The sequence below is a fragment of the Amycolatopsis roodepoortensis genome (assembly GCF_014873915.1).
GTDB lineage: Bacteria > Actinomycetota > Actinomycetes > Mycobacteriales > Pseudonocardiaceae > Amycolatopsis > Amycolatopsis roodepoortensis.
On the sequence record NZ_JADBEJ010000005.1, the window covers coordinates 3,490,266 to 3,510,233 of the forward strand.

General features: G+C 69.1%; 20 protein-coding genes. 9 read left to right on the forward strand and 11 right to left on the reverse strand.

Features of this window, described 5'->3' with window-relative positions; translation table 11 throughout:
* Positions 1-118: 118 nt before the first annotated feature.
* From H4W30_RS35570 to H4W30_RS35580, 3 genes are read left to right on the forward strand one after another with little or no spacing between them, the layout of a single operon-like run.
* A complete protein-coding gene (locus tag H4W30_RS35570) occupies positions 119-643 on the forward strand; it encodes a PadR family transcriptional regulator (protein ID WP_192746553.1) in 525 nt (174 codons plus the stop codon).
* Between the two features lie 15 nt (positions 644-658).
* Entirely contained in the window at positions 659-1,339 is a 681-nt protein-coding gene (locus H4W30_RS35575) for an ABC transporter ATP-binding protein (protein ID WP_192746554.1), read from the forward strand.
* On the forward strand, positions 1,336-3,579 hold the full coding sequence (locus H4W30_RS35580) for an ABC transporter permease (RefSeq protein ID WP_192746555.1): 2,244 nt from the start codon (positions 1,336-1,338) through the stop codon (positions 3,577-3,579). Before H4W30_RS35575 ends, H4W30_RS35580 begins: the two co-directional genes overlap by 4 nt.
* A 1-nt stretch (position 3,580) precedes the next feature.
* Here H4W30_RS35580 and H4W30_RS35585 read toward each other — a convergent pair whose 3' ends face one another.
* Positions 3,581-4,378, reverse strand: coding sequence for a TIGR02569 family protein (locus H4W30_RS35585; RefSeq protein ID WP_192746556.1), 798 nt, complete (start codon positions 4,376-4,378; stop codon positions 3,581-3,583).
* A 105-nt stretch (positions 4,379-4,483) separates the two neighbouring features.
* Here H4W30_RS35585 and H4W30_RS35590 point away from each other — a divergent pair, with 105 nt between their 5' ends.
* The gene (locus H4W30_RS35590; RefSeq protein WP_192746557.1) at positions 4,484-5,452 is read left to right on the forward strand and encodes a hypothetical protein; all 969 of its coding nucleotides are present in this window, start codon (positions 4,484-4,486) and stop codon (positions 5,450-5,452) included.
* 116 nt (positions 5,453-5,568) lie between these two features.
* Here the strand turns inward: H4W30_RS35590 and moeZ are convergent, their stop codons facing one another.
* From moeZ to H4W30_RS35605, 3 genes are all read right to left on the reverse strand, one after another.
* Positions 5,569-6,747: an adenylyltransferase/sulfurtransferase MoeZ gene (moeZ, locus tag H4W30_RS35595; RefSeq protein WP_126736324.1), complete on the reverse strand. Its 1,179-nt coding sequence runs from the start codon at positions 6,745-6,747 to the stop codon at positions 5,569-5,571.
* Between the two features lie 118 nt (positions 6,748-6,865).
* Positions 6,866-8,035 carry a DUF3152 domain-containing protein gene (locus tag H4W30_RS35600; protein ID WP_192746558.1) on the reverse strand — a complete coding sequence of 390 codons (1,170 nt, stop codon included), beginning with the start codon at positions 8,033-8,035 and terminating at the stop codon, positions 6,866-6,868.
* 81 nt (positions 8,036-8,116) lie between these two features.
* The gene (locus H4W30_RS35605; protein ID WP_192746559.1) at positions 8,117-8,974 is read right to left on the reverse strand and encodes an alpha/beta fold hydrolase; all 858 of its coding nucleotides are present in this window, start codon (positions 8,972-8,974) and stop codon (positions 8,117-8,119) included.
* 283 nt (positions 8,975-9,257) lie between these two features.
* Here H4W30_RS35605 and H4W30_RS35610 point away from each other — a divergent pair, with 283 nt between their 5' ends.
* Positions 9,258-9,881, forward strand: coding sequence for a TetR/AcrR family transcriptional regulator (locus H4W30_RS35610; RefSeq protein ID WP_125680286.1), 624 nt, complete (start codon positions 9,258-9,260; stop codon positions 9,879-9,881).
* A gap of 71 nt (positions 9,882-9,952) precedes the next feature.
* Here H4W30_RS35610 and H4W30_RS35615 read toward each other — a convergent pair whose 3' ends face one another.
* Together H4W30_RS35615 and H4W30_RS35620 are read right to left on the reverse strand one after the other, a co-directional pair.
* Positions 9,953-11,374: an amidohydrolase family protein gene (locus H4W30_RS35615; RefSeq protein WP_192746560.1), complete on the reverse strand. Its 1,422-nt coding sequence runs from the start codon at positions 11,372-11,374 to the stop codon at positions 9,953-9,955.
* A 35-nt stretch (positions 11,375-11,409) separates the two neighbouring features.
* Positions 11,410-11,676, reverse strand: coding sequence for a hypothetical protein (locus tag H4W30_RS35620; protein WP_225949971.1), 267 nt, complete (start codon positions 11,674-11,676; stop codon positions 11,410-11,412).
* A gap of 74 nt (positions 11,677-11,750) precedes the next feature.
* Here H4W30_RS35620 and H4W30_RS35625 point away from each other — a divergent pair, with 74 nt between their 5' ends.
* Positions 11,751-12,287, forward strand: coding sequence for a carboxymuconolactone decarboxylase family protein (locus tag H4W30_RS35625; RefSeq protein ID WP_192746561.1), 537 nt, complete (start codon positions 11,751-11,753; stop codon positions 12,285-12,287).
* A gap of 205 nt (positions 12,288-12,492) precedes the next feature.
* On the opposite strand, the gene H4W30_RS35630 is transcribed toward H4W30_RS35625, so the two are convergent.
* Together H4W30_RS35630 and H4W30_RS35635 are read right to left on the reverse strand one after the other, a co-directional pair.
* Positions 12,493-13,416, reverse strand: coding sequence for an alpha/beta fold hydrolase (locus H4W30_RS35630; RefSeq protein WP_192746562.1), 924 nt, complete (start codon positions 13,414-13,416; stop codon positions 12,493-12,495).
* The gene (locus tag H4W30_RS35635; RefSeq protein WP_192746563.1) at positions 13,413-14,321 is read right to left on the reverse strand and encodes an AurF N-oxygenase family protein; all 909 of its coding nucleotides are present in this window, start codon (positions 14,319-14,321) and stop codon (positions 13,413-13,415) included. Before H4W30_RS35635 ends, H4W30_RS35630 begins: the two co-directional genes overlap by 4 nt.
* Before the next feature lie 50 nt (positions 14,322-14,371).
* Here H4W30_RS35635 and H4W30_RS35640 point away from each other — a divergent pair, with 50 nt between their 5' ends.
* Positions 14,372-15,139 carry a TetR/AcrR family transcriptional regulator gene (locus H4W30_RS35640; protein WP_192746564.1) on the forward strand — a complete coding sequence of 256 codons (768 nt, stop codon included), beginning with the start codon at positions 14,372-14,374 and terminating at the stop codon, positions 15,137-15,139.
* Entirely contained in the window at positions 15,136-15,462 is a 327-nt protein-coding gene (locus tag H4W30_RS35645) for a DUF4873 domain-containing protein (RefSeq protein ID WP_125680279.1), read from the forward strand. Before H4W30_RS35640 ends, H4W30_RS35645 begins: the two co-directional genes overlap by 4 nt.
* Before the next feature lie 73 nt (positions 15,463-15,535).
* Here the strand turns inward: H4W30_RS35645 and H4W30_RS35650 are convergent, their stop codons facing one another.
* From H4W30_RS35650 to H4W30_RS35660, 3 genes are all read right to left on the reverse strand, one after another.
* Positions 15,536-16,816 carry a heparan-alpha-glucosaminide N-acetyltransferase domain-containing protein gene (locus H4W30_RS35650; RefSeq protein ID WP_192746565.1) on the reverse strand — a complete coding sequence of 427 codons (1,281 nt, stop codon included), beginning with the start codon at positions 16,814-16,816 and terminating at the stop codon, positions 15,536-15,538.
* A gap of 114 nt (positions 16,817-16,930) precedes the next feature.
* Entirely contained in the window at positions 16,931-17,161 is a 231-nt protein-coding gene (locus H4W30_RS35655) for a DUF3107 domain-containing protein (protein WP_005167610.1), read from the reverse strand.
* A 59-nt stretch (positions 17,162-17,220) separates the two neighbouring features.
* Entirely contained in the window at positions 17,221-17,874 is a 654-nt protein-coding gene (locus H4W30_RS35660; RefSeq protein WP_192746566.1) for a ferritin-like fold-containing protein, read from the reverse strand.
* Between the two features lie 461 nt (positions 17,875-18,335).
* Here H4W30_RS35660 and H4W30_RS35665 point away from each other — a divergent pair, with 461 nt between their 5' ends.
* The gene (locus H4W30_RS35665; RefSeq protein ID WP_192746567.1) at positions 18,336-19,937 is read left to right on the forward strand and encodes a DEAD/DEAH box helicase; all 1,602 of its coding nucleotides are present in this window, start codon (positions 18,336-18,338) and stop codon (positions 19,935-19,937) included.
* The last annotated feature ends 31 nt before the right edge of the window (positions 19,938-19,968 follow it).

The following is a 19,968-nucleotide window of genomic DNA, read 5'->3' on the forward strand; positions in this document are numbered from 1 at the left end:
ACATTGCCCGCCGCCGATCGACGTCACACCGTGAGGTCGCGGGTCTGCTTCGAGTCGCCCCCGCGACGCCTTCAACAGCTATACACTCGATGTATAGATCGTGTGTATAGTCATCTCCATGTCCATCGGGAACACTCTGCTCGGCCTGCTCGAAGCCGGCCCGAAGCACGGCTACGACCTCAAACAGCTTTACGACAAGCAGTTCCGCCAAGACCGTCCGCTGCACTACGGGCAGGTCTACTCGACGCTGAACCGGCTGCTGAAGAACGGCCTGGTGGAGGAGAACGGCGTCGAGGCGGGCGGCGGCCCGGACCGGAAGCGGTACGCGATCACCGAGGCGGGCGTCACCAACGTCGAAGAATGGCTGAAAAGCCCGGAAAGTCCCTCGGTCTACCTACAGAACACGCTCTACACCAAGGTCGTGCTCGCGTTGCTGTCCGGCCGCGGCGCACAGGACCTGCTCGACGCCCAGCGGAGCTCCCACCTGTGCGCCATGCGTGAGCTCACCGCCCGCAAGACCGACGGCGACCTCGCCGACCAGCTGATCTGCGACCACGCGCTCTTCCATCTGGAAGCGGATCTGCGGTGGCTGGAACTCACCGCCGCCCGCCTCGACGACCTCGCGCGCCAGCTGACGCGCTGATCTGGGGACCACACAGTGGAAACACCGTTGTTACACGGGCTCGGCCTGCACAAGGCCTTCGGCCCGAATCAGGCGCTCGACGGGGCGGGGCTGACGCTCGAAGCCGGCGAGATCGTCGCGATCATGGGCCCCTCCGGTTCCGGGAAGTCGACGCTGCTGCACTGCCTGTCCGGAATCATGCGGCCCGACGCGGGTCAGGTGCTGTTCCGCGGCCGTGACCTCGCGAACATGTCCGACACCGAACGCAGCGCCTTGCGGCGCACCGAATTCGGCTTCGTCTTCCAGTTCGGCCAGCTCGTCCCGGAGCTGACCTGCTTGGAGAACGTCGCGCTGCCACTGCGCCTCGGCGGCATGAAGCGCCGCCCCGCCGAGCGGCTCGCGCGGACCTGGCTCGACCGGCTGGCGGTCGGCGACGCCGGTGACAGCACACCCGGCCAGGTTTCGGGTGGGCAGAGCCAGCGGGTCGCCATGGCCAGGGCGCTGATCACCGAACCGTCGGTGGTCTTCGCCGACGAACCGACCGGCGCGCTGGACACGCTCAGCGGAGAGCTGGTCATGCGTCTGCTGTCCGAGACGGCGAAGCAGACCGACGCCGCCGTCGTCCTGGTCACCCACGAACCGCGGGTGGCCGCCTACTCCGACCGGGAGGTCATCGTGCGAGACGGCAGGACCCGCGAACCGGTGGTCACCCGATGACCGGGCGCGAAGACCTGATGCTGGGGTTCCGGCTGGCCGTCGGGGGCGGCCGGGGCTCGATCGTCAGGCTCGTCCTGAGCACGGTCGGCATCGGGCTCGCGGTCGCGGTCCTCCTGATCGGCGCCTCCGCGGGCACCGTCAAGGAGAACCGCGACCAGCGGGCGTACGCCGCTTCCCCGCGGTACGAACCGATCCCGGGTGTCGCACCGCTGAACCACCACACGACGACGACCGACTTCCGCGGTCAGGCGATCTCGCTCGTCCACCTTCACGCCACCGGGCCGAACTCGCCCATCCCGCCGGGGGTGGACCGGCTGCCCGCGCCGGGCGAGGTCTTCCTTTCGCCGAAGCTCGACGAACTCGTCGCGGCCGACACCAGTGGTCTGTTACGGCCCCGTCTGCCCGGCAAGCCGGTCGGGATCATCGACACGGGAGCGGTACTCAATCCGAATGATCTCGTCGTCTACGCCGGCACGGACAACCCACGCAACGGCGCCCCGATCTATGCCTTCGGTTCCCCTCCCGGCTACGAAGCGCCGTTCGAACGGGGAATTCTCTCGCTGCTGCTGATCGGTCTCTTCGTCCTGCTCACGCCGGTGTTCATCTTCGTGGGGACGGTCTCCCGGCTCGGCGGTGCGGCCCGTGACCGGCGGCTCGCCGCGCTACGGCTGGCGGGCTCCTCCCTCAAGCAACTGCACCGGATCACCGCGGCGGAATCCCTCGTGGGCGCCGTCGCCGGGCTGGTCGCCGGTGCCGCGTCGTTCCTGCTGTTCCGCGGCTCGGTGGCGGACTTCCAGGTGCTCCGGTTCGGGGTGTACCCGGAGGACCTGACGCCGCCGTGGCCACTGGTGGTGCTGATCGTGCTCGTGATCCCCGCCCTGACCGTGGCGGCGGCTTGGGCCGCGCAGCGGCACACGGTCGTCGAACCGCTCGGAGTCGTCCGCGAAGCCGTGCCGCCGAAGCGGCGGTTGTGGTGGAGACTGCTGCCGATCGTCGCCGGAATCGCTTTGATAGCCCCGGATTTCGGCGTCGCGAGCGAACTCGGCCGGATGGCGCTGATCGCCGGTGCCGTGCTGCTGATGCTCGGGATACCCGCGGTGCTGCCGTGGCTGCTGGAGCGTGCCGTCGCCCGGGTCAAGGGCGGGCCGCCGTCGTTCCAGCTCGCGATCCGCCGTCTGCGGAACGACAGCGGGACCCCAGCTCGGGTGGTCGCCGGGCTCTGCGTGGTGCTCGCCGGGGTGATCGCGTTGCAGAGCCTGTTGGCGGGCCAGGTCACGTTGGCGGCCGTCTACCAGGAGAAGACTGATGACCGGATCTCCGTCCATGCCGATGGTTCGGTGGCCGATCAGGCGATCGCCGCGGTCCGCGCGGTGCCGGGCGCGGCCGGCTTCCAGGTCATGCGCTCGATGCTCGTCGACACGAACCGCGCGGACAGCGGGCTTGTCTCGCTCGCCGTCGCCGACTGCGCCACGATCGAAGCGACCACCACAGCGACGGGTTGCCACGACGGTGACGTGTTCGCCGATCCTGCCTCTCTCCACAAAGGACAGTCGGTGAAGCTCACCGACGACGACAAGCGGGAGCGGCCCTGGACCGTTCCGGCCACGCCCCGCCCGCTCGGCGTGAAGCCGTCGGGGCTCGGCGAGCAGCTCCAGCCACACGTGCTCGCGACACCTGCCGCGATGGCGGGCGTCGATCTGGCCGCCGCGCCGGTCACGGTGAGCCTGCGGGGGACGACCGGCGATCCGGACTTCGTCGAGCGGGTGCGGAACTCGGTGGCGCCGTACAGCGGACAGGTCTCGGTGGCGTCCGCCAACGAAAAGCGGGTCTCCGACGAGGCTCGCATGCTCGACGACGTGCGGGCCATCCTGTTCGGCGGCGCGTTGTCCGTCCTGCTGCTGGCCGGGGTGAGCCTCCTGGTGCTCGCCCAGGAACAGGTCCGGGAACGGCGCCGGGCGCTCGGGGCGCTGTCCGCCACCGGCGTGCCGGTGCGGGTGATCGTCCGGTCCCTGTTGTGGCAGAACGGAATTCCGCTGCTGGTGGGCATCGTGGTCGCGACGGTGACCGGGATCGCCGTCGCCGCGTTGGGCAGGCGGCTGTTCTGGAAGGGCTTGCACCTCGACTGGTCGGCGGTCGGGCTGCTCGCCGCGGCGGCGATCGCGATGGTGCTGCTGGTGACGGCGTCGACGGTCCCGTCCGTCCGTGCGGCGGCGAAGACGGAGAACCTGCGCACCGAGTGACCTACAGCACCGCGCTCACGTCCCGGGCGGCGGCACGGAGTCCGTCGTGCGCCGCCCGGGTCGACCGCGGGTCGAGGGCGTTGGCGGCGAGCCGGAAGAGGACCGCCCGCAGGAGAAGCTGGGGCCATTCGGGCAGATGCGCCCAGCGTTCGAGGAGATCGATGGTGGCGCCGCCCCAGGCCAGCGCGTCGACCGCGACGATCGCGGCGCCCCATTCGCCCGGCCGGTAGTACGGCACGAAATCGACGATGCCGGGAGGCGCGTCGCCGTCGAAGAGCACGCCGGCGAGAAGCTCGCCGTGGACGACCTGGTCCGGCAGTTTGACCGGTCTTCGCGAACCGGCGAGCACCTCGAACCAGCGGCCGCCCTTGTTCTCATCGAGGGGCACTTCAGCCTCACCCCAGGCGAGCTTGTCGGCCAGCGCCTCGATGTCGGTGCGCCGTCCCAGGAAATCCGGCCGGGGCAACCCGGCCGTCGCGCGATGCAGTTTGACCGCCGCGTGCACGACCTCGTCGTACCGGTGCTCGGCCGTGCCCGGCACGAACCGGTTCGCCGACCAGCCGCCGACGATCCATCGGCCGTCGCTGGACCGGACGGGCTTCGCGACCCGCAACCCCGGCTCGTCGATGGCTTCCAGCGCCCGCGCGGTCCACAGGGTCCGCGACTTGTCGACGACGGGTTTGAGCACGAGATCGTTGTAGCGCCAGGCGGTGGTGCCGGGCAGCGGTTCCGCGTCACCGGTACGTCCGCCGAACGCCGAACAGACGTGTTCCGGAGGGCTTTCAAGGGTGGCACGCACGGCTCGGCACGTTACCCCGTCTTCCGCACCACGAACGAGAAGACGCGCTGGTCTTGAGTAGCGATACTCAAGACAGGATCGCTTCTGACCTGCCATTCTTCGACCGTGATCCCCCGAACGGCTCAGCGCCGCCTCACCGGCGGGCAGCTCACCGCGCTCGCGCTCGGCTCACTGTGGCTGCTCGGCACGCTGGGGGCGCTCACCGTGGGCCTGCTGCTCCCGCTCGCCGCTTTCCTGCACGTTCCGTGGATCGCGTTGCCGGTGCCGCTCGTGTCGATCGGGATGGTCTATCTCGTCGCTTTCGCGGCACCGGAGGCTTTTCCGTCCGTCGCGAGGCCTTGGCCGCGGTTGGCCTGGGCCTTCGCGACCGGGATTTGCGGTGTCTTCGGCGCGATCTTCGTGCTGGAAGTGGCCGAAGCGTTCGACCCGTGGTTCGCGGTGCCGTTCCTCGGAGTGCCGGTGCTGCTCGTCGCGGGGCTGTTCACGCGTGACCTCGGGGTGCGGGCAGGCGCGGGTGTCCTGTTGGTGGCCCTGATCGCGGGCGGGATCGCCGTCCCCGCGTCCCTGCCTGAGGACACCGCCGCCCGGCGGCTCGCCTCGACCGGCGTCCCGCACGATCGCACCGTCGCGGTGGACCTCGGCCCTCACCGGCTCCCGACCAAGACGACCGAAGACTCCGGGGCGCTGATCGTCGAGTACGCGCCGCAGCTGTGGATTTCGCCCGTCTGGGCCTTCTCGACCGACGCCGTCGAGAGCTGCGAGACGTCGGTGAAGACCGCTTGGCGCCTTGAAAACGCGACGTGCGCTCAAGTCGGCGAAGGCGAGTTCATCCGGCGGAACGCGGACCGGATCGAGTTCGTCCAGCGGCGCGGCGCGCTGTCGGTGCACCTCGCGGGGAACCACAACTGGAAACCCGAGGAACTGCGCGAACTGGCCGGGAAGACCCATCCGCTGACCGACGCCGAGATCATCGCCACCGTGCCGAAGTCACCCCGCGGGAACCGGACGGACGTCGTCGCGGGGTTCGCTGCTTTCGTGCGGGCGATCTTCGTGGGCCGGTCCGTCGGCTACTGACGGGAGCAAGGGACCTTTGCTATCGCCTAGGTCCCCCGCGTTCCATTTCGCGCGTGAAGGCCCCCTTCCCTCGGCTGAGCCGAGGGAAGGGGGCCTTCACGCGCTTCCGCGAAACCTCAGTACGTCGGCAGGCTCTGGTCGATCTGCCGCGCCCATGCCAGCACGCCGCCCCCGAGGTGGGTCGCGTCCTTGAACCCGGCCTGGTGCAGCGCCGCGAGCGCCTCCGCCGAACGCGCGCCCGACTTGCAGTGCAGCACGATCGGCTTGTCCTGCGGCAGTTCCGCCAGCGCCTCGCCCGAGAGGATCTTGTCCTTCGGGATCAGCGTCGCGCCCTTGATGTTCACGATCTCGTACTCGTGCGGCTCGCGGACGTCGATGAGGGCGAAGTTGTCGCCGTTGTCGAACTTGGCCTTGAGCTCCGCCGGAGTGATCGTGTGTCCCGAAGCGGCCGAAGCGGCTTCGTCGGACACAACACCGCAGAACGCTTCGTAATCGATGAGCTCGGTGATCTTCGGGGTCTCCGGATCCTTGCGGATCTTGACCTCGCGGTACTTCATCTCCAGCGCGTCGTAGCTGACGAGCCTGCCCAGCAGCGGCTCACCGATACCGGTGATCAGCTTGATCGCCTCGTTGACCATGATCGAGCCGATCGACGCGCACAGCACACCCAGCACGCCACCCTCGGCGCACGACGGGACCATGCCGGGCGGCGGCGGCTCGGGGTAGAGGTCGCGGTAGTTGAGGCCCTTGCCGTTCGGCGCGTCCTCCCAGAACACGCTCGCCTGGCCCTCGAACCGGTAGATCGAGCCCCACACGTAGGGCTTGCCGGTGAGCACGGCGGCGTCGTTGACCAGGTACCGCGTCGCGAAGTTGTCGGTGCCGTCGAGGATCAGGTCGTACTGCTCGAACAGCTCCAGCGCGTTGGAGGACTCGAGCCGGTCGGTGTGCAGGTGCACCTTGACGAACGGGTTGATCTCGGCCAGCGACTCCTGCGCGGACGCCGCCTTCAGCTTGCCGATGTCGGACTGGCCGTGGATGACCTGGCGGTGCAGGTTGGATTCGTCGACCTCGTCGAAATCGACGATGCCGAGCGTGCCGACCCCGGCCGCGGCGAGGTACAGCAGCGCCGGGCTGCCGAGGCCGCCGGCACCGATGACCAGCACCTTGGCGTTCTTCAGCCGCTTCTGCCCGGTCATCCCGACGTCCGGGATGATCAGGTGACGGCTGTACCGGGCCACCTCTTCCTTGGTGAGCTCGGCGGCCGGCTCTACGAGCGGCGGCAGCGTGCCTGACATCGGGTCCTCCATCTCGCGTGGATCGCGGGTCGCATCCCAGTATCTACAACACGGAAAGGCCCGGACGCCTTCCCCTGTTCCAGACCCTGGGATATTCCAGCAGGTGAGACGGTGTGGACTAAGGTGTCTGGTTCGGCCAGGAGCCCGGCTTGCAGACCTTGCCGTCCGCGGGCACCTTGCCGCGGTCACCGCCGGGGAGATTGTTCAGCTGCGCCACGAAGTCGTTGGAGACGCCGAAGGTCTGCTGCATCATGACGGGCGCGACCGCGCCGTTCTCCGGGCAGCCCACGTGCTTTCCGCCGAGGGCGTGCCCGACCTCGTGGTTGATGGCGTACTGGCGGTACCCGGTCATGTCGCTCTCGAAGGCCAGCGCCCCCCGCACCCAGCGGGCGAGGTTGATCACCACGCGCTTGTCGAAACTCGAGCGGTAGCAAGACGTCTCGTAGGTGATCTGGAACATGCAGACGTCCGCGCGATGCGTGGTGTTCGGTGTGGTGAGACTCACCCGGAAGCTGGGGTTCGGGTAGCTCGCGTCGACGCGCTGGAGCGCCTTCTTGCCGTCCCACGTCCAGCTCTTGGGATTGGACAGCGTGCCCTGCACCATCGTGGCGAAGCTGTCGTCACCGCCGTAGCTGGACGGGTCGATGCCGTCCTCGACCTCGACGGTGTACGTGAACAGCTGGCCCGTGCCCACCTTTTCGCCCTTGCCCGGCACGACGTGATAGGTGCCCTGGCCGGCCTCGGTGAAGTCGCCGCCCTTGGGCAGGTCCGCGGTCGGGATCTTGAGGTCGACCGGTTTGGCCGGGTTCTCCGGGAGGACGTCACCGCCCCCGTCCACACCGGCGCCCGGCTCGCCACCGTTGCCGGCGGAACCGTCGGCGGAGGCGAGGCTCGCCCCGTCGGTGGCGATCGGCTCGGGAGGGCCGGTGGCGGTGTTGAACACGACCAGCGCGGTGATCACCACGAGGATCGGCAGCGCGTACACACGCCAGCCGTAGGTCTTGGCGAACTGGCCGATGCCGCCTTTGCCCTTGCGCTTGGCCGCGGCTTTGGCGGCGCCGGTCTCGTGCGGCTTCCAGGACGCGCTGAGCGGCTGGGCGCTGGTCCGGCGGCCACCGGGGCGATAGCGGTCTTCGTCGAGCCGCTGCGACGGCGGCGGCGTCGGCCGGTACTGGCCGGTGCGCGGCACGTCGGTGGTCCGAGGCTGGGAGCGCGGCGGACGACGGGCGGAGGCGGAGTACTGAGACCGCCGACCTTCGCCCTGCGCGCCTTGCTTTACCCGATCCACGCGCACCAGGGTGCCATAACCGAACTGTGATGTTGTGAGCGACCGGCGCTTCGCGCGCCGTGTCACCCTCACCCGAATGGGCTACCAGGTGCCCGATTCGACCGATTCCCACATCCCCAAAACGGCCTTCGCTACGACATTCGGGCGTTCCATCTGCGCCACGTGGCCGGTTCGGGGCAGGACCAGCAACCGCGCGTGCGGGAGTAGCCGGGCGGTGCGCATGGCGCGCCGGACGGAGATCACCCGGTCGTGCTGCCCCCACACGACGAGCGTCGGCGCGTCGACGCTCGGCGCGACCGCCCACAGCGACGCGGGCCCGCGGGCCGACCACGTCCGGAAGATGCCGAACGTGCTGCGGGCCAGCGCGGGAGCGGCCCACGCGAAGGCGGCGCGAGCGCTGTGCTCCTCTTCGAGCTCGTCCAGCCTGCTGTCGGCGAAGCGGCTCGGATCGGCGAAGCACAGCTTGATGACCTGCATCGCGCGTTCACGCGGGCCGAGCGCGGCCAGCTGCCGTCGCACCCTCGGACCGATCAGGGGGAGGTACGCGAACGCCATTCGCGGGTCGGACAGCCGTTTCATACTGGGCCGGAGATCCGGCATCGCGGGCGAGATCAGCGTCAGCGTCTTCACCAGCTCCTGACGGCGGGCCGCGACCAGCAGCGCGACCGCGCCGCCCATCGAGTTGCCGAACAGGTGCACCGGCCCCGCTTCCAGGCTCTCGATGTGGCTCGCGACGATCTCGGCGTGCGAGTCGAGGCTGAAGTCGAACCCGGCGGGCGGCTCCGAATAGCCGAAACCCGGCAAATCCACCGAGGTGCCGCTCGCTTGGGGGGCCAGCAGCGCGGCGAGGTCGGTCCAGTTCGTGGACGAACCGCCGAGACCGTGGACGTAGACGGCCGTCTCCGGGCCGCCCGGCGTCCGGCGGATGTGCAATTTCACCCCGGCGACACCTATTGTTTCCCCGGGCCAAGGGGGCGGCGCGGGGTCCAGTGACGGCAACGACCTGCGCGAAAGCGGCACATGGGTCAGCGGCGGACGACCCCCGGCGGCACGGGAAACTGGAGAAGACACAGCATCAAGGATGCCTGACCCTTGGCGGTCCGGCTGTACCGGCGAGTAATCTCGACCTCACTTCACGCGGTGGTGACCCCGCCCCGTGGAGCCCCGCTCGACTGCGCTGACGCGTTCTCGGCGGAGACGAGTGCCTCGAACTGGAGGAACGATGACAGACATGGCGCGACTGCAGGCCCGAGGTGTTCGCCTGCCCAGAACGGAACGCCGCGCCCAGCTGCTGGCCGCCGCGCAGCGGGTGTTCGCCGCGAACGGATACCACGCCGCCGCGATGGACGAGATCGCCGAAGAGGCCGGAGTCAGCAAGCCGGTCCTCTATCAGCATTTCCCCGGCAAGCTCGACCTCTACATCGCGCTGCTGGAGAGCCACGTCGACGAACTGGTGCGGCGGGTCAAGGACGCGCTCGACTCCACGACGGACAACAAGCAGCGCGTGCCGGCGACCGTCGGCGCGTTCTTCGACTTCGTCAACAACGACGCCGGCGCGTTCCGCATGGTCTTCGAGTCCGACCTGCGCGGCGAGCCCGCCGTGCAGGAGGCGGTGGACCGGGCGACGTCGGCCAGCGTCGACGCGATCACCGAGACCATCACCGCCGACGCGGGCCTCGACGAGGACAAGGCCCGGCTGCTCGCCGTCGGCCTCGTTGGCCTCTCGCAGGTCAGCGCACGGTTCTGGCTGGCGCACCACAAGTCGATGAGCCGTGAAGAGGCCGTCGCCCTCACCGCCAACCTCGCCTGGCGGGGTATCGGCGGCGGTTTCCCGCTCCAGCACTGACCCGCGTTTCGTCCTCTGAGTGCGATCCTTGCGCGTGCGACTACCGCATTCAGAGGACGAAATGCGTGGGGTTACTGGGGCAGGAGCTTCTTCAGCCGGTCGGCGGCGAGCTGGGCGTCGGCGACGACCTTCGCGGTGTCGACACCGACAAGGCGCCCTTCGCGCTTGAGGGCGCGGCCGTCGACGAACACCCACGAGACGTTCGCGGGCTGGGTGTTGAAGACCAGCTGGTTCACCCAGTCCACCCTCGGCGCGAAGTTGACCGCCTGGGCGTCGATCACCTGGAGATCCGCCCGTTTGCCCGGCGTCAGCGACCCGATCTCTTTGTCCATCCCCAGCGCTTCCGCGCCACCGAGGGTCGCCATGCGCAGGACGTCCGCGGTGGTCGGGTAGACCGCCGGATCCGTCGTGGTCGCCCGCTGGAGGCCGACGGCCGCGCGCATCACGTTGAACATGTCGCTCGTGTCGTTGGTGCCGCCGTCGAGGCCGAGCCCGACCTTCATGTTCCGTTTCTTCATCTCCGGCAGCCGGATCACCCCCGACGCGAGCCGCATGTTCGACAACGGGTTGTGCGCCACGCTGACGCCGGCGGCCGCGAGCTCGTCGAGGTCGGCGTCTGTGGTCTGGATCACGTGGTTCGCCACCAGTCCGGGGTGCAGCGCGTTCGCCCGCCGGAGCGCGTCCATCTGGCCCGCGGTCAGGTCGGCCTTCGATTCGAGCAGGTGCACGTTCAGCGAGACGCCGAGTTCGCGCGCGAGCTTCTCCGAGGCCTCCACGCTCGGGAAGTTCCCTGTGGACGGATGCGTGCCGATCTGCAGGCGCGCCAACGGGTTCGGGTCGATGACCTCGCGCTTCACACGGCGGATTTCGTTCTGCAGCGCGGGATCGGTGGTGCCGTTGTAGGAGTAGAGGAACCGCAGTTTCGACTCGCCGAGCGCGCGGAGACCGCCCTTGGCGAAGTCGGTGTTGAACGCGTGCGACCAGTCGGTGACCGTGGTGATGCCGGTCGAGACGACGTCCGCCGCGGCGAGTTTCGTGCCCGCGTACGCGTCCGCGTCGGTCACCGGCGCGCGGTACAACGGGATGACGCATTTACCGAGCCAGCCGATGAGTTCCTTGTCGGCCGCGCAGCCGCGGATGAGCGACTGCCACAGGTGGTTGTGCAGGTCGATGAAGCCGGGCAGCACGATCTTGCCGCGGCCGTCGACGACCTTCGCCGAGCCCGCGTCGAGGTCCTTGCCGACCTGCTTGATCTTGGTGCCCTCCAGCACGACGTCGGCGTCGGCGAGGGCGCCGAGCGGTCCTTCGCCGAGGCTGGGATCCATGGTGAGCACCATCGCCGCGTCACGGATGACGACACGGCCGGCCCCGGCGAACTCGGCATCGCCGCCGGCTTCGGTGGTCTCACCGCCGAGGTTCGTGAGCAGGGCCGCGCCGAGGACCACGGCGAGGGTGAGGGTGAAGACGGACAGTATCGATCCACGCTGTTTCATCGTTTCAACTCCCCAGTCGATGAGATCACGTTAGCTCACCTGACGCGGACGTCCCGCAGAATTACCGCGACGGGATGTTCCAGCTGGCCGAGGTCTTCGCGCGGATCCTCCGCGTAGACGACGGCGTCGGCGGGCGCCCCCGGCGCGAGCCCCGGCACCCCCAGGTAGTCGCGCGCGGCCCACGAGCCCGCGGCGAGCGCCTCGTGCGTTCGCAGCCTCGCTTTCGCCAGCGCGGGATGCGCCTCCACACCGCTGGCGAACCAGCTTTCCGCGGGGTGTCCCTCGCACGCCTTGTCGAGCAATCCAGCGGCAGCGCGCCGAGCCGGGTTTCGGCTATGAATCGAACGACCGCGTTGCCGATCCGCGAGGAGTCACCATGCCCCATATCGCGCTCGACGAAAACCTGCCCGGCATCACCGCCTTGTTCGCCTACCGGCCGGAGACGGCCGCGCCGCTCGGGCAGCTCGCCGAGGTCCTGCTTCGCGGCCCGAGCAGCCTCAGCGTGGGCGAGCGCGAACTGATCGGCGCGGTCGTCTCGCGCGGCAACGACTGCACGTTCTGCTCACGCAGCCACGCCGCTGTCGCCGCCGAAGCGCTCGAAGGCGGCATGCCCGTCGTCGAAGCGGCGTGGAAGGACGTCGACGGCGCGCCCGTGCCGCCGAAGGTGAAGGCGCTCCTGCACGTCGCGCTCGCCGTCCGCGAAAGCGGGAAAGCCGTGGGCGAAGACCTGATCGAGGTGGCTCGCGCAGAGGGCGCGACGGACGTCGAAATCCACGACACGGTGCTGATCGCGGCCGCGTTCTGCATGTTCAACCGGTACGTCGACGGGCTGGACACCCTCGCCGTCGACGACCAGGACGCCTACCGGGAGACCGGCGTCCGGCTCTTGGAGCACGGCTACACGAACCTCTGAGGGGAGCAAGGGACCTTTGCTACCGCCTCGCCGCGTCCCACGTCGCGAAAGCCACTTTCGCGACGCCTGATGTCCCGAAAGTGGCTTTCGCGACGTCCCAAGCACGCCATCCGGAGCCCTGACCTGCCAAAAGAGAGCAAGGGACCTTTGCTCCCACTTGTCTCAATGTCGAGAGAAGCGGTAGCAAAGGTCCCTTGCTCCCCTGTTAGACCCTCGCGGCGCGGCGGACGAGGGCGGCGATGCGGTCCGAAACCTCTTGCGCCCGTTCCTGCGGGAGCATGTGCCCGGCGCCCGGATAGCGCACGAACTCCGCCTCCGGCAGCTCGTCGGCGATGACCTTGGCGTGCGGCGGCGGGCAGAGCCGGTCCCGCTCCCCCGCGAGCACGACGACCGGTTTGCCCTGCAGCGCGGCCAGCGTGACCCGGCAGTCGTGCCGCGAGATCGCGTCCTGGAATCCCGCGACGCTCGCCGGATGCGCGCACAGCAGCTGTTCGGCGACCGAGTCCACGTCGGCCCGCGCGGGCCGCCGCCCGAAGACGAGCAGCCTGGCACCCGGCCGCACCACCGACAGCGGCAGCGGCAAGGCGTCACGTCGGTTCTTCGCGAGCAGCTTCGCGAGCCTCCGTTCGAACCTCGCCGCGCCGCTGCCCGCGATCCCCGGCAGGCCGAGGGTGATCCGGTCCATCTCACCGGACGACGTGGCGACGAACGCGACCCCGGCGACCCGCCGGGCCACGAGATCGGGATGCCTGCGGGAAAGTTCCATGATCGTCATGCCGCCCATGGAGTGCCCGGCGAGCACGATCGGCCCGTTCGGGACGCGGTCCTTGATCAGCTCGGCGAGGTCGTCGGCGAGGGTGGCGATCGTGGCCGTCCCCGGTTTCGCCGGCGAGGAACCGCCGTGGCCGCGCAGGTCGTAGCGCAGGGTCCGGACGGAGTCACCGAGCCGCGACACCACGCCGTCCCAGGTCCGGTGGTCCTGGGTCCAGCCGTGCACGAGCACCAGCGTGAGTTCGGAGTCGGCGGGGCCGCTCGTCTCGACGTGCAGGGCGGTGCCGTCGCCGGTCACGAACCGGTGTTCCCGCGACGGATCCCACGACACGGCGTCGCGCTGCTTGACGCTCCTCATCGCTTCCCCGGCAGCAGGAAGGACTTGCGCCAGAAGTACATGCCCGGCTTGCCGACCAGACCGGATTCCTGCAGGAACGGCATGATCTTCTCGCCCGCCCACTGGATGCTTTCGCGCCAATGGGGGTTGTTCAGCGCGGCTTCGACGCCGTCACGCGGACGGATCCCGACGGCCTTGTAGACGTTCGGGTTGATGAAGGCCCGCGTCACGAAATACGAAATGAGCGCGATGATGAACTGCTGGTAGAGGATTTCCTTCTTCGACAGTTTCGCCATCCCGCGCGTCACCTCTTCGCGGGCGAAGGTGACATGCCGGGCCTCCTCGAGCACGTGGATGCGGTTGACCATGCGCACCAGCGGCTGGATGTCCGGGTCGTTCATCTGCTCGCGCTGAAGCCGGTCGAGGACCTCTTCGGCGACGAGGATCGCCCCGTAGCGCGCGGGGCCGTAGCTGATCGACGGCATCAGTTTCGCCAGCCGCCGCAACCACGGCACCGGCCCGTAGGACGGGCAGCCGATCCGCGAGGCCATCCGCGCGAACATCGTCGAGTGACGGCATTCGTCCGCGATCTCGGTCAACGCGTACTGGGCGTGCGAGCTGGTCGGGTCCTCTTCGTAGACCTCCTTGAGCAGCATCTGCATCAGGAGGATTTCGAACCACAGCCCCGTCGTGGCGACGCTCGCGACCTCGTGCTTGCCGAGTTCGATGCGCTGCTCTTCGGACAGCGAGTCCCACAATTTCGTGCCGTAAAGCGACGAACGGTGAGCCGGGATGAAGCGCTTCCCCTCGACGAGCGGGGCGTTCCAGTCGATGTCGACGTCGGGATCGTAGAACTTGTTCGCGGAGGACTTGAGCAGCCGCTCGGCCGTCTTCTCCCGGTCTGTTTCTTTCAGCGCCCGCGTCATTGCCGACACACCCCTATCTGTAACTCGTGGTAACAGTTACCTCTGGTAGGGTGACTTGGGTGATCGAACGTGTCAAGCGCAACAGCAAGCAGTCGAGCAAGCACCCCACGGCGGGTGAGGCCGACACGGGTGACGCCCGTCGCGACCGCTGGCGCAAGCACCGGATCGCGCGCCGCGCGGAGTTCGTCGAGGCCGCCCTGCGCGCGCTCGACACCCACGGGCCGGACCTCGGCATGGAAGACGTCGCCGCCGAAGCGGGCGTCACGAAACCCGTGCTGTACCGGCACTTCGACGACAAGGCGGATCTGTACGTCGCGCTCGGGCAACGCGGCACGGAGATCCTGTTCCAGCGGCTGATCCCGGCCATCAACTCCGAGCTCGCCCCGGTCCCCCGGATCCGGATGGCGCTCGACGCGTTCTTCAGCGTCATCGAGGAGCACCCGAACCTGTACCGCCTGCTCGCGCGCGGCGGCCTTCAGGAGAAGGTGGTCGTCAAGTCCGACGTCGTCGCCGAGGACAAGGAACTGATCGCCACCGCGCTGACCGCGCTGCTCGGCGACTACATGCGGATGTTCAACATGGACTCCGGCGCCGCCGAACCGTGGGCACACGGCATCGTCGGGATGGTGCAGAGCACCGGCGAATGGTGGCTGGACCGCCGCTCGATGGGCCGCGACAGCGTCGTCGAGTACCTGACACAGATCATCTGGGCCGCGATCGACGGCCTCTCCCGGCAGCAGGGCATCGTCATCGACCCGAACCTGCCGCTCGAAGAGAACAAGGTCGTCCAGATGCGGAAGGAATCGGAGGCGCAATGAGCGAGCACGACGAAGACGGTTACGCCGGCGAAGCGGTCCTCGTGATCGACGGGACCGAGATCGCGACCACGGTCGAACTGAGGGGCTACTTCCAGCCCATCGACGGGTACTACCGCTGGTACGGCCGGGTCGCCACCAACGAGCAGGTGTCCGCGGCCGCCGGCGGCAAGAAGACCGCCGTCGAGATCCGGGCGGGCGAGTACAGCGCGAAGGGCGAGCTCTCCGACCCGGACCCGTGGGACCGCTACCGCATCATGGGCACCAGCACGCCGCCCTTCCACGTGCCGACCAGCCTCGAAGAACTGAACGAGCTCAACGCCTGACCCCTCAAGCGCGTGAAGGCCCCCTTCCCTCGGCTGAGCCGAGGGAAGGGGGCCTTCACGCGTCACCGGGAATTCAGCCCCGCCGCTGAGCGGGCACCCGAGTCCGCGGCACCACGTACTTCGGCCAGCTCGACAGCTTGTTCATCGCCCATTCCAGCGGCCCGCGCCCGATGAACTTCCGCCACAGCACCGCCGCGGTCAGCGCGACCACCGAGAACTCGACGAAGTGCAGCACGCTGAAGATCGAGTCGCCGTCACTCTCGTCCCAGAGCAGCGCGATCGCCACGAAATGCAGCACGTACGCGCTCAGCACCCGCCCGCCCAGATCCGAAAGCGGCCGCAGCACGCGTTCGAACTTCGGCATCAGCAGCTGGCAGCCACCGATCACCGCCGCCGCGATCCCGATGGAGATCAGCAGGTCGAACGGCGTGTACGAGGTTCCTGTCGGCAGTAGTTCCCAGGCCCAGCTGGTGGTCGGCGGCGTGCCGTGGATCCAGGTCTGGTGCAGCCGCAGGAATTCCGGCGGCGTCATGCCCATCTGCGCGGCGGCCGGTTCCAGCGAGCGGTACACGGCCTGCATGCCGCCGAGCGGCCCGGTCGCGATCCAGGACACGACGTACCCGCCCACCGCGAGCGCCGATCCGCCGAAGAACAGCCGACGGCACACGCTGCGCGAGGTCAGGTCCATCCGCCCGATCGCCATCCCGGCGAACACGTACGCCATCAGCGTCAACGCGGGGAAGGTCCCGGTCAGGACGAGAACGGTCGCGGCCTTCAGCAGCCCGGTCGACGTGATGTCGTCCGCGGTCAGGTCCGGCGCGAAGAAGAGCAGGTCGCGGGGCAGCAGTTGCGCCCTGATCAGATGCGAGAGCAGCGGGCCCGCCACGGCGACGACGACCGCCGCGATCGCCAGCGCCTTCGCGCCCGCGCGCAGCCACGGGATCGCGAAGAGGAAGCAGGCCCCGTAGTAGGCCAGGATCACCATGTAGCCGGTCTCGAGGCTGGTCAGCCACAGCCCCAGCGCCACCAGGAGCGGGGCGCGGGTCGCCAGTTTGAGCGCGACGCGGGTTCGGTCGCGGCCCTGTTTGGGACGGCGGCCGCCGGACATCAGCGCGATCGAGACCCCGGCCAGCACCGCGAACAACGCGGCGGAATGGCCTTCGAACGGTTTGAACAGCACCCCGACGCCGCCTTTGGCGGGATCGGGGCCGACATGCACCGCGTACATGCCGAGTACGGCCAGGCCGCGGGCGACGTCGATACCGGTCAGCCGCCCAGCGACCCGTTTGCCTTGTTCGGGAACTGTGCGCACGCCGTCGAGCAGCGCGCGGTCCATCACAGTGACGCCGTCCACCTCATTTCTCGGCTAGCCCCCTGCCGTCCCCGCCTTAGCGTGACGATCAAATCTGAGAGCTGGCTGAGACGCAGCGGTGACGCCACTGTGACATCCGACTACAACCCGATCGGGTTAGCCACCAACAGCGAAGCCGACCTTGCGAACATCCGACGGCGCGATCTCGACGTAGGCGATCCGGTCGGTGGGCACGATGTACTTCCGGCCCTTTTCGTCGTCGAGGCGGAAGATCCCGTCGCCGGCCCTCAAGGCGTTCGCGACCAGTTCCTCGACCTCGTCGGGCGACTGGCTGCTGGACACCACGAGCTCCCGCGGCGTGTCCTTGATGCCGATCTTGACCTCCACGTGAGACCTCCGCTTGAAAGTTCGAAATTACTGGTGCGCCAAGGCTAGCCGAAGTGACCTCAGCCGAGCCCCAGCACCTGCATGCGCTTGGTGTGCCCTTGCTGCAACCGGCGGAACAACGCGGCGATTCCCGAAAGGTCGCCGGAGCCCTCGACGATCAGCTCGGCGAGCCCGTCCCGCTCGGCCACGACGTACTGGGCCTGCGTCAACGCCTCGCCCAGCAGGCGGCGGCCCCACAACGCGAGCTTGTCCCGCGCCTTCGGGTCGGCCTCGATACCGGCCGCGACTTCGCGCTCGGCGAACGCGGAATGCCCCGTGTCGGCGAGCACGGTGAGCACCAGGTCCTTGGTCTCCGGGTCGAGCCAGCTGGCCATCTCGCGGTAGAGATCCGCCGCGAGCCCGTCTCCGACGTAGGCCTTCACCAGGGACTCGAGCCAGGAACGCGGCGCCGTGGAGGCGTGCCAGGCGTCGATATGCCCGACGAACGGCCGCATCGCGTCCTCGACCGCGACGCCGTGCCCCGCCAGATGCTTGGTGAGCAGGTCGTAGTGCCCGATCTCGGCGGCCGCCATGGAGGCCAGCGCGGCCCGGCCGGACAGCGTCGGCGCGGTGCGCGCGTCCTCGGCCATGCGATCGAATGCGGACAATTCCCCATAGGCGAGTACGCCGAGCAAATCGACTACGCCCTCACTGATCTGCTTTGCCTCCGTCACGGCGGAAAGGGTATCGCCGAACCCACCTCCGGGGCGGTGAAGAGACCGATCCCACCCCGCACGGCGCGCCGGGGGGTATCGAAAAACCGCAGATCAGGTAGACTGGCCGCCGGATACGACGGATCATCCGTCCCGGATCGGGACGCTGCTGCGGCTGAAGGACAGCCGGTGCGGCCCCGGTCAGCACAAGAATGATGTGCGTGCACGCCATCCTGCGGCATTCCCACGAAGGGCCGCTCCAGCGCCAGTAGCGCGGAGCCCGAGCGAATTTTCGTGGTCGAGTGTCGATCTGGTGACCAGGGCAGTGCGCGCTGGTCACGAGAGAGGCGAGCACCCTGACCACGAACGAAACCACAACCGAAGAGAACACCACCGGCGTCCCGGAGGCCGTCGCGCTGGAGCACAGCGAGACAGGCCCGGCCGCGCTGGACACCTCACACCCGCTGCAGGCGGGCGCGCCGGTGGAGCCCGAATCCCCCACCTTCGCTTCCTTCGGCGTCAAGCCGGAGATCGTGAAGGCGCTGGGCGAGGCCGGGATCGAGCGCACCTTCGCCATCCAGGCCCTGACGCTGCCGCTGGCCATGGCGGGCGACGACCTGATCGGCCAGGCCCGCACGGGTATGGGCAAGACGCTGGGCTTCGGCGTCCCGCTGCTGCACCGCGTCGAGGTCCCCGGCGACGGCACCCCGCAGGTGCTGGTCGTCGTGCCGACCCGTGAGCTGTGCATCCAGGTCGCGAACGACCTCAAGGGCGCGGGCAAGCACCTCGGCATCCGCACGCTGGCCATCTACGGTGGCCGCCCCTACGAGCCGCAGATCGCGGCGCTCCGCAACGGCGTCGACGTCGTCATCGGCACCCCCGGCCGCCTGCTGGACCTGGCCGAGCAGAAGCACCTGGTGCTGGGCAAGGTCCGCGGGCTGGTGCTGGACGAGGCCGACGAGATGCTCGACCTCGGCTTCCTGCCCGACATCGAGCGCATCCTGCGGATGGTCCCGGACAAGCGCCAGACGATGCTGTTCTCGGCGACCATGCCGGGCCCGATCATCACGCTGGCCCGCACGTTCCTCACCCAGCCGACGCATATCCGCGCCGAGGAGAACGACGCCGGCGCGATCCACGAGCGCACCACCCAGTTCGTCTACCGGGCGCACTCGATGGACAAGCCCGAGCTGATCGCCCGCGCGCTGCAGGCCGAAGGCCGTGGCCTGACGATGATCTTCACCCGCACCAAGCGCACCGCGCAGAAGGTCGCCGACGAGCTCGTCGAGCGCGGCTTCGCGGCCGCCGCCGTGCACGGTGACCTCGGCCAGGGCGCCCGTGAGCAGGCGCTGCGCGCGTTCCGCTCCGGCAAGGTCGACGTGCTGGTCGCCACCGACGTCGCCGCCCGCGGTATCGACATCGACGACGTCACGCACGTGATCAACTACCAGACGCCGGAGGACGAGAAGACCTACGTCCACCGGATCGGCCGCACCGGCCGCGCCGGGCGCACCGGTGTCGCGATCACCCTCGTCGACTGGGACGAGGAGCCGCGCTGGAAGCTGATCTCCGACACCCTCGGCCTCGACATGCCCGAGCCCGCCGAGACGTACTCGTCGTCGAAACACCTGTTCAGCGACCTCGGCATCCCCGAGGGCACCACCGGGCGCCTCCCGCTGTCGAAGCGGACCCGCGCCGGTCTTTCGGCCGAGGTCGAAGAGGACCTTGGCGGCAAGCGCCGCGGCCGTGGACAGGGTCCGGCGAAGGACGAAGAAGCGCCCCGCAAGCGCAACCGCGCGCCGCGCAAGCGGACCCGTGGCGGCGCGAACGCGGCCGCCAAGATCGAGGCCGCCGACGCCGCCGCGAGCCCTTCCGCGGAAGGGACTGCGGGCGAAGCCGCCGAGTCCTCTTCGGAGGGCCGCACGCGGACCCGCCGTCGCAGCCGTGGCGCCGCGAAGCCGAGCCCGGAGGTCAGCGGCCCTGCGGTCGAGAAGGAGGCCGGCGACAGCGCCGAGCGTCCGGCTCGCCGACGCCGCCGTCGCCGTCCGTCGGCGACTTCTGATACACCTGCGTCGGCAGACTGAGCTTTCATACTGCGGACATGGGGAGCTAGGG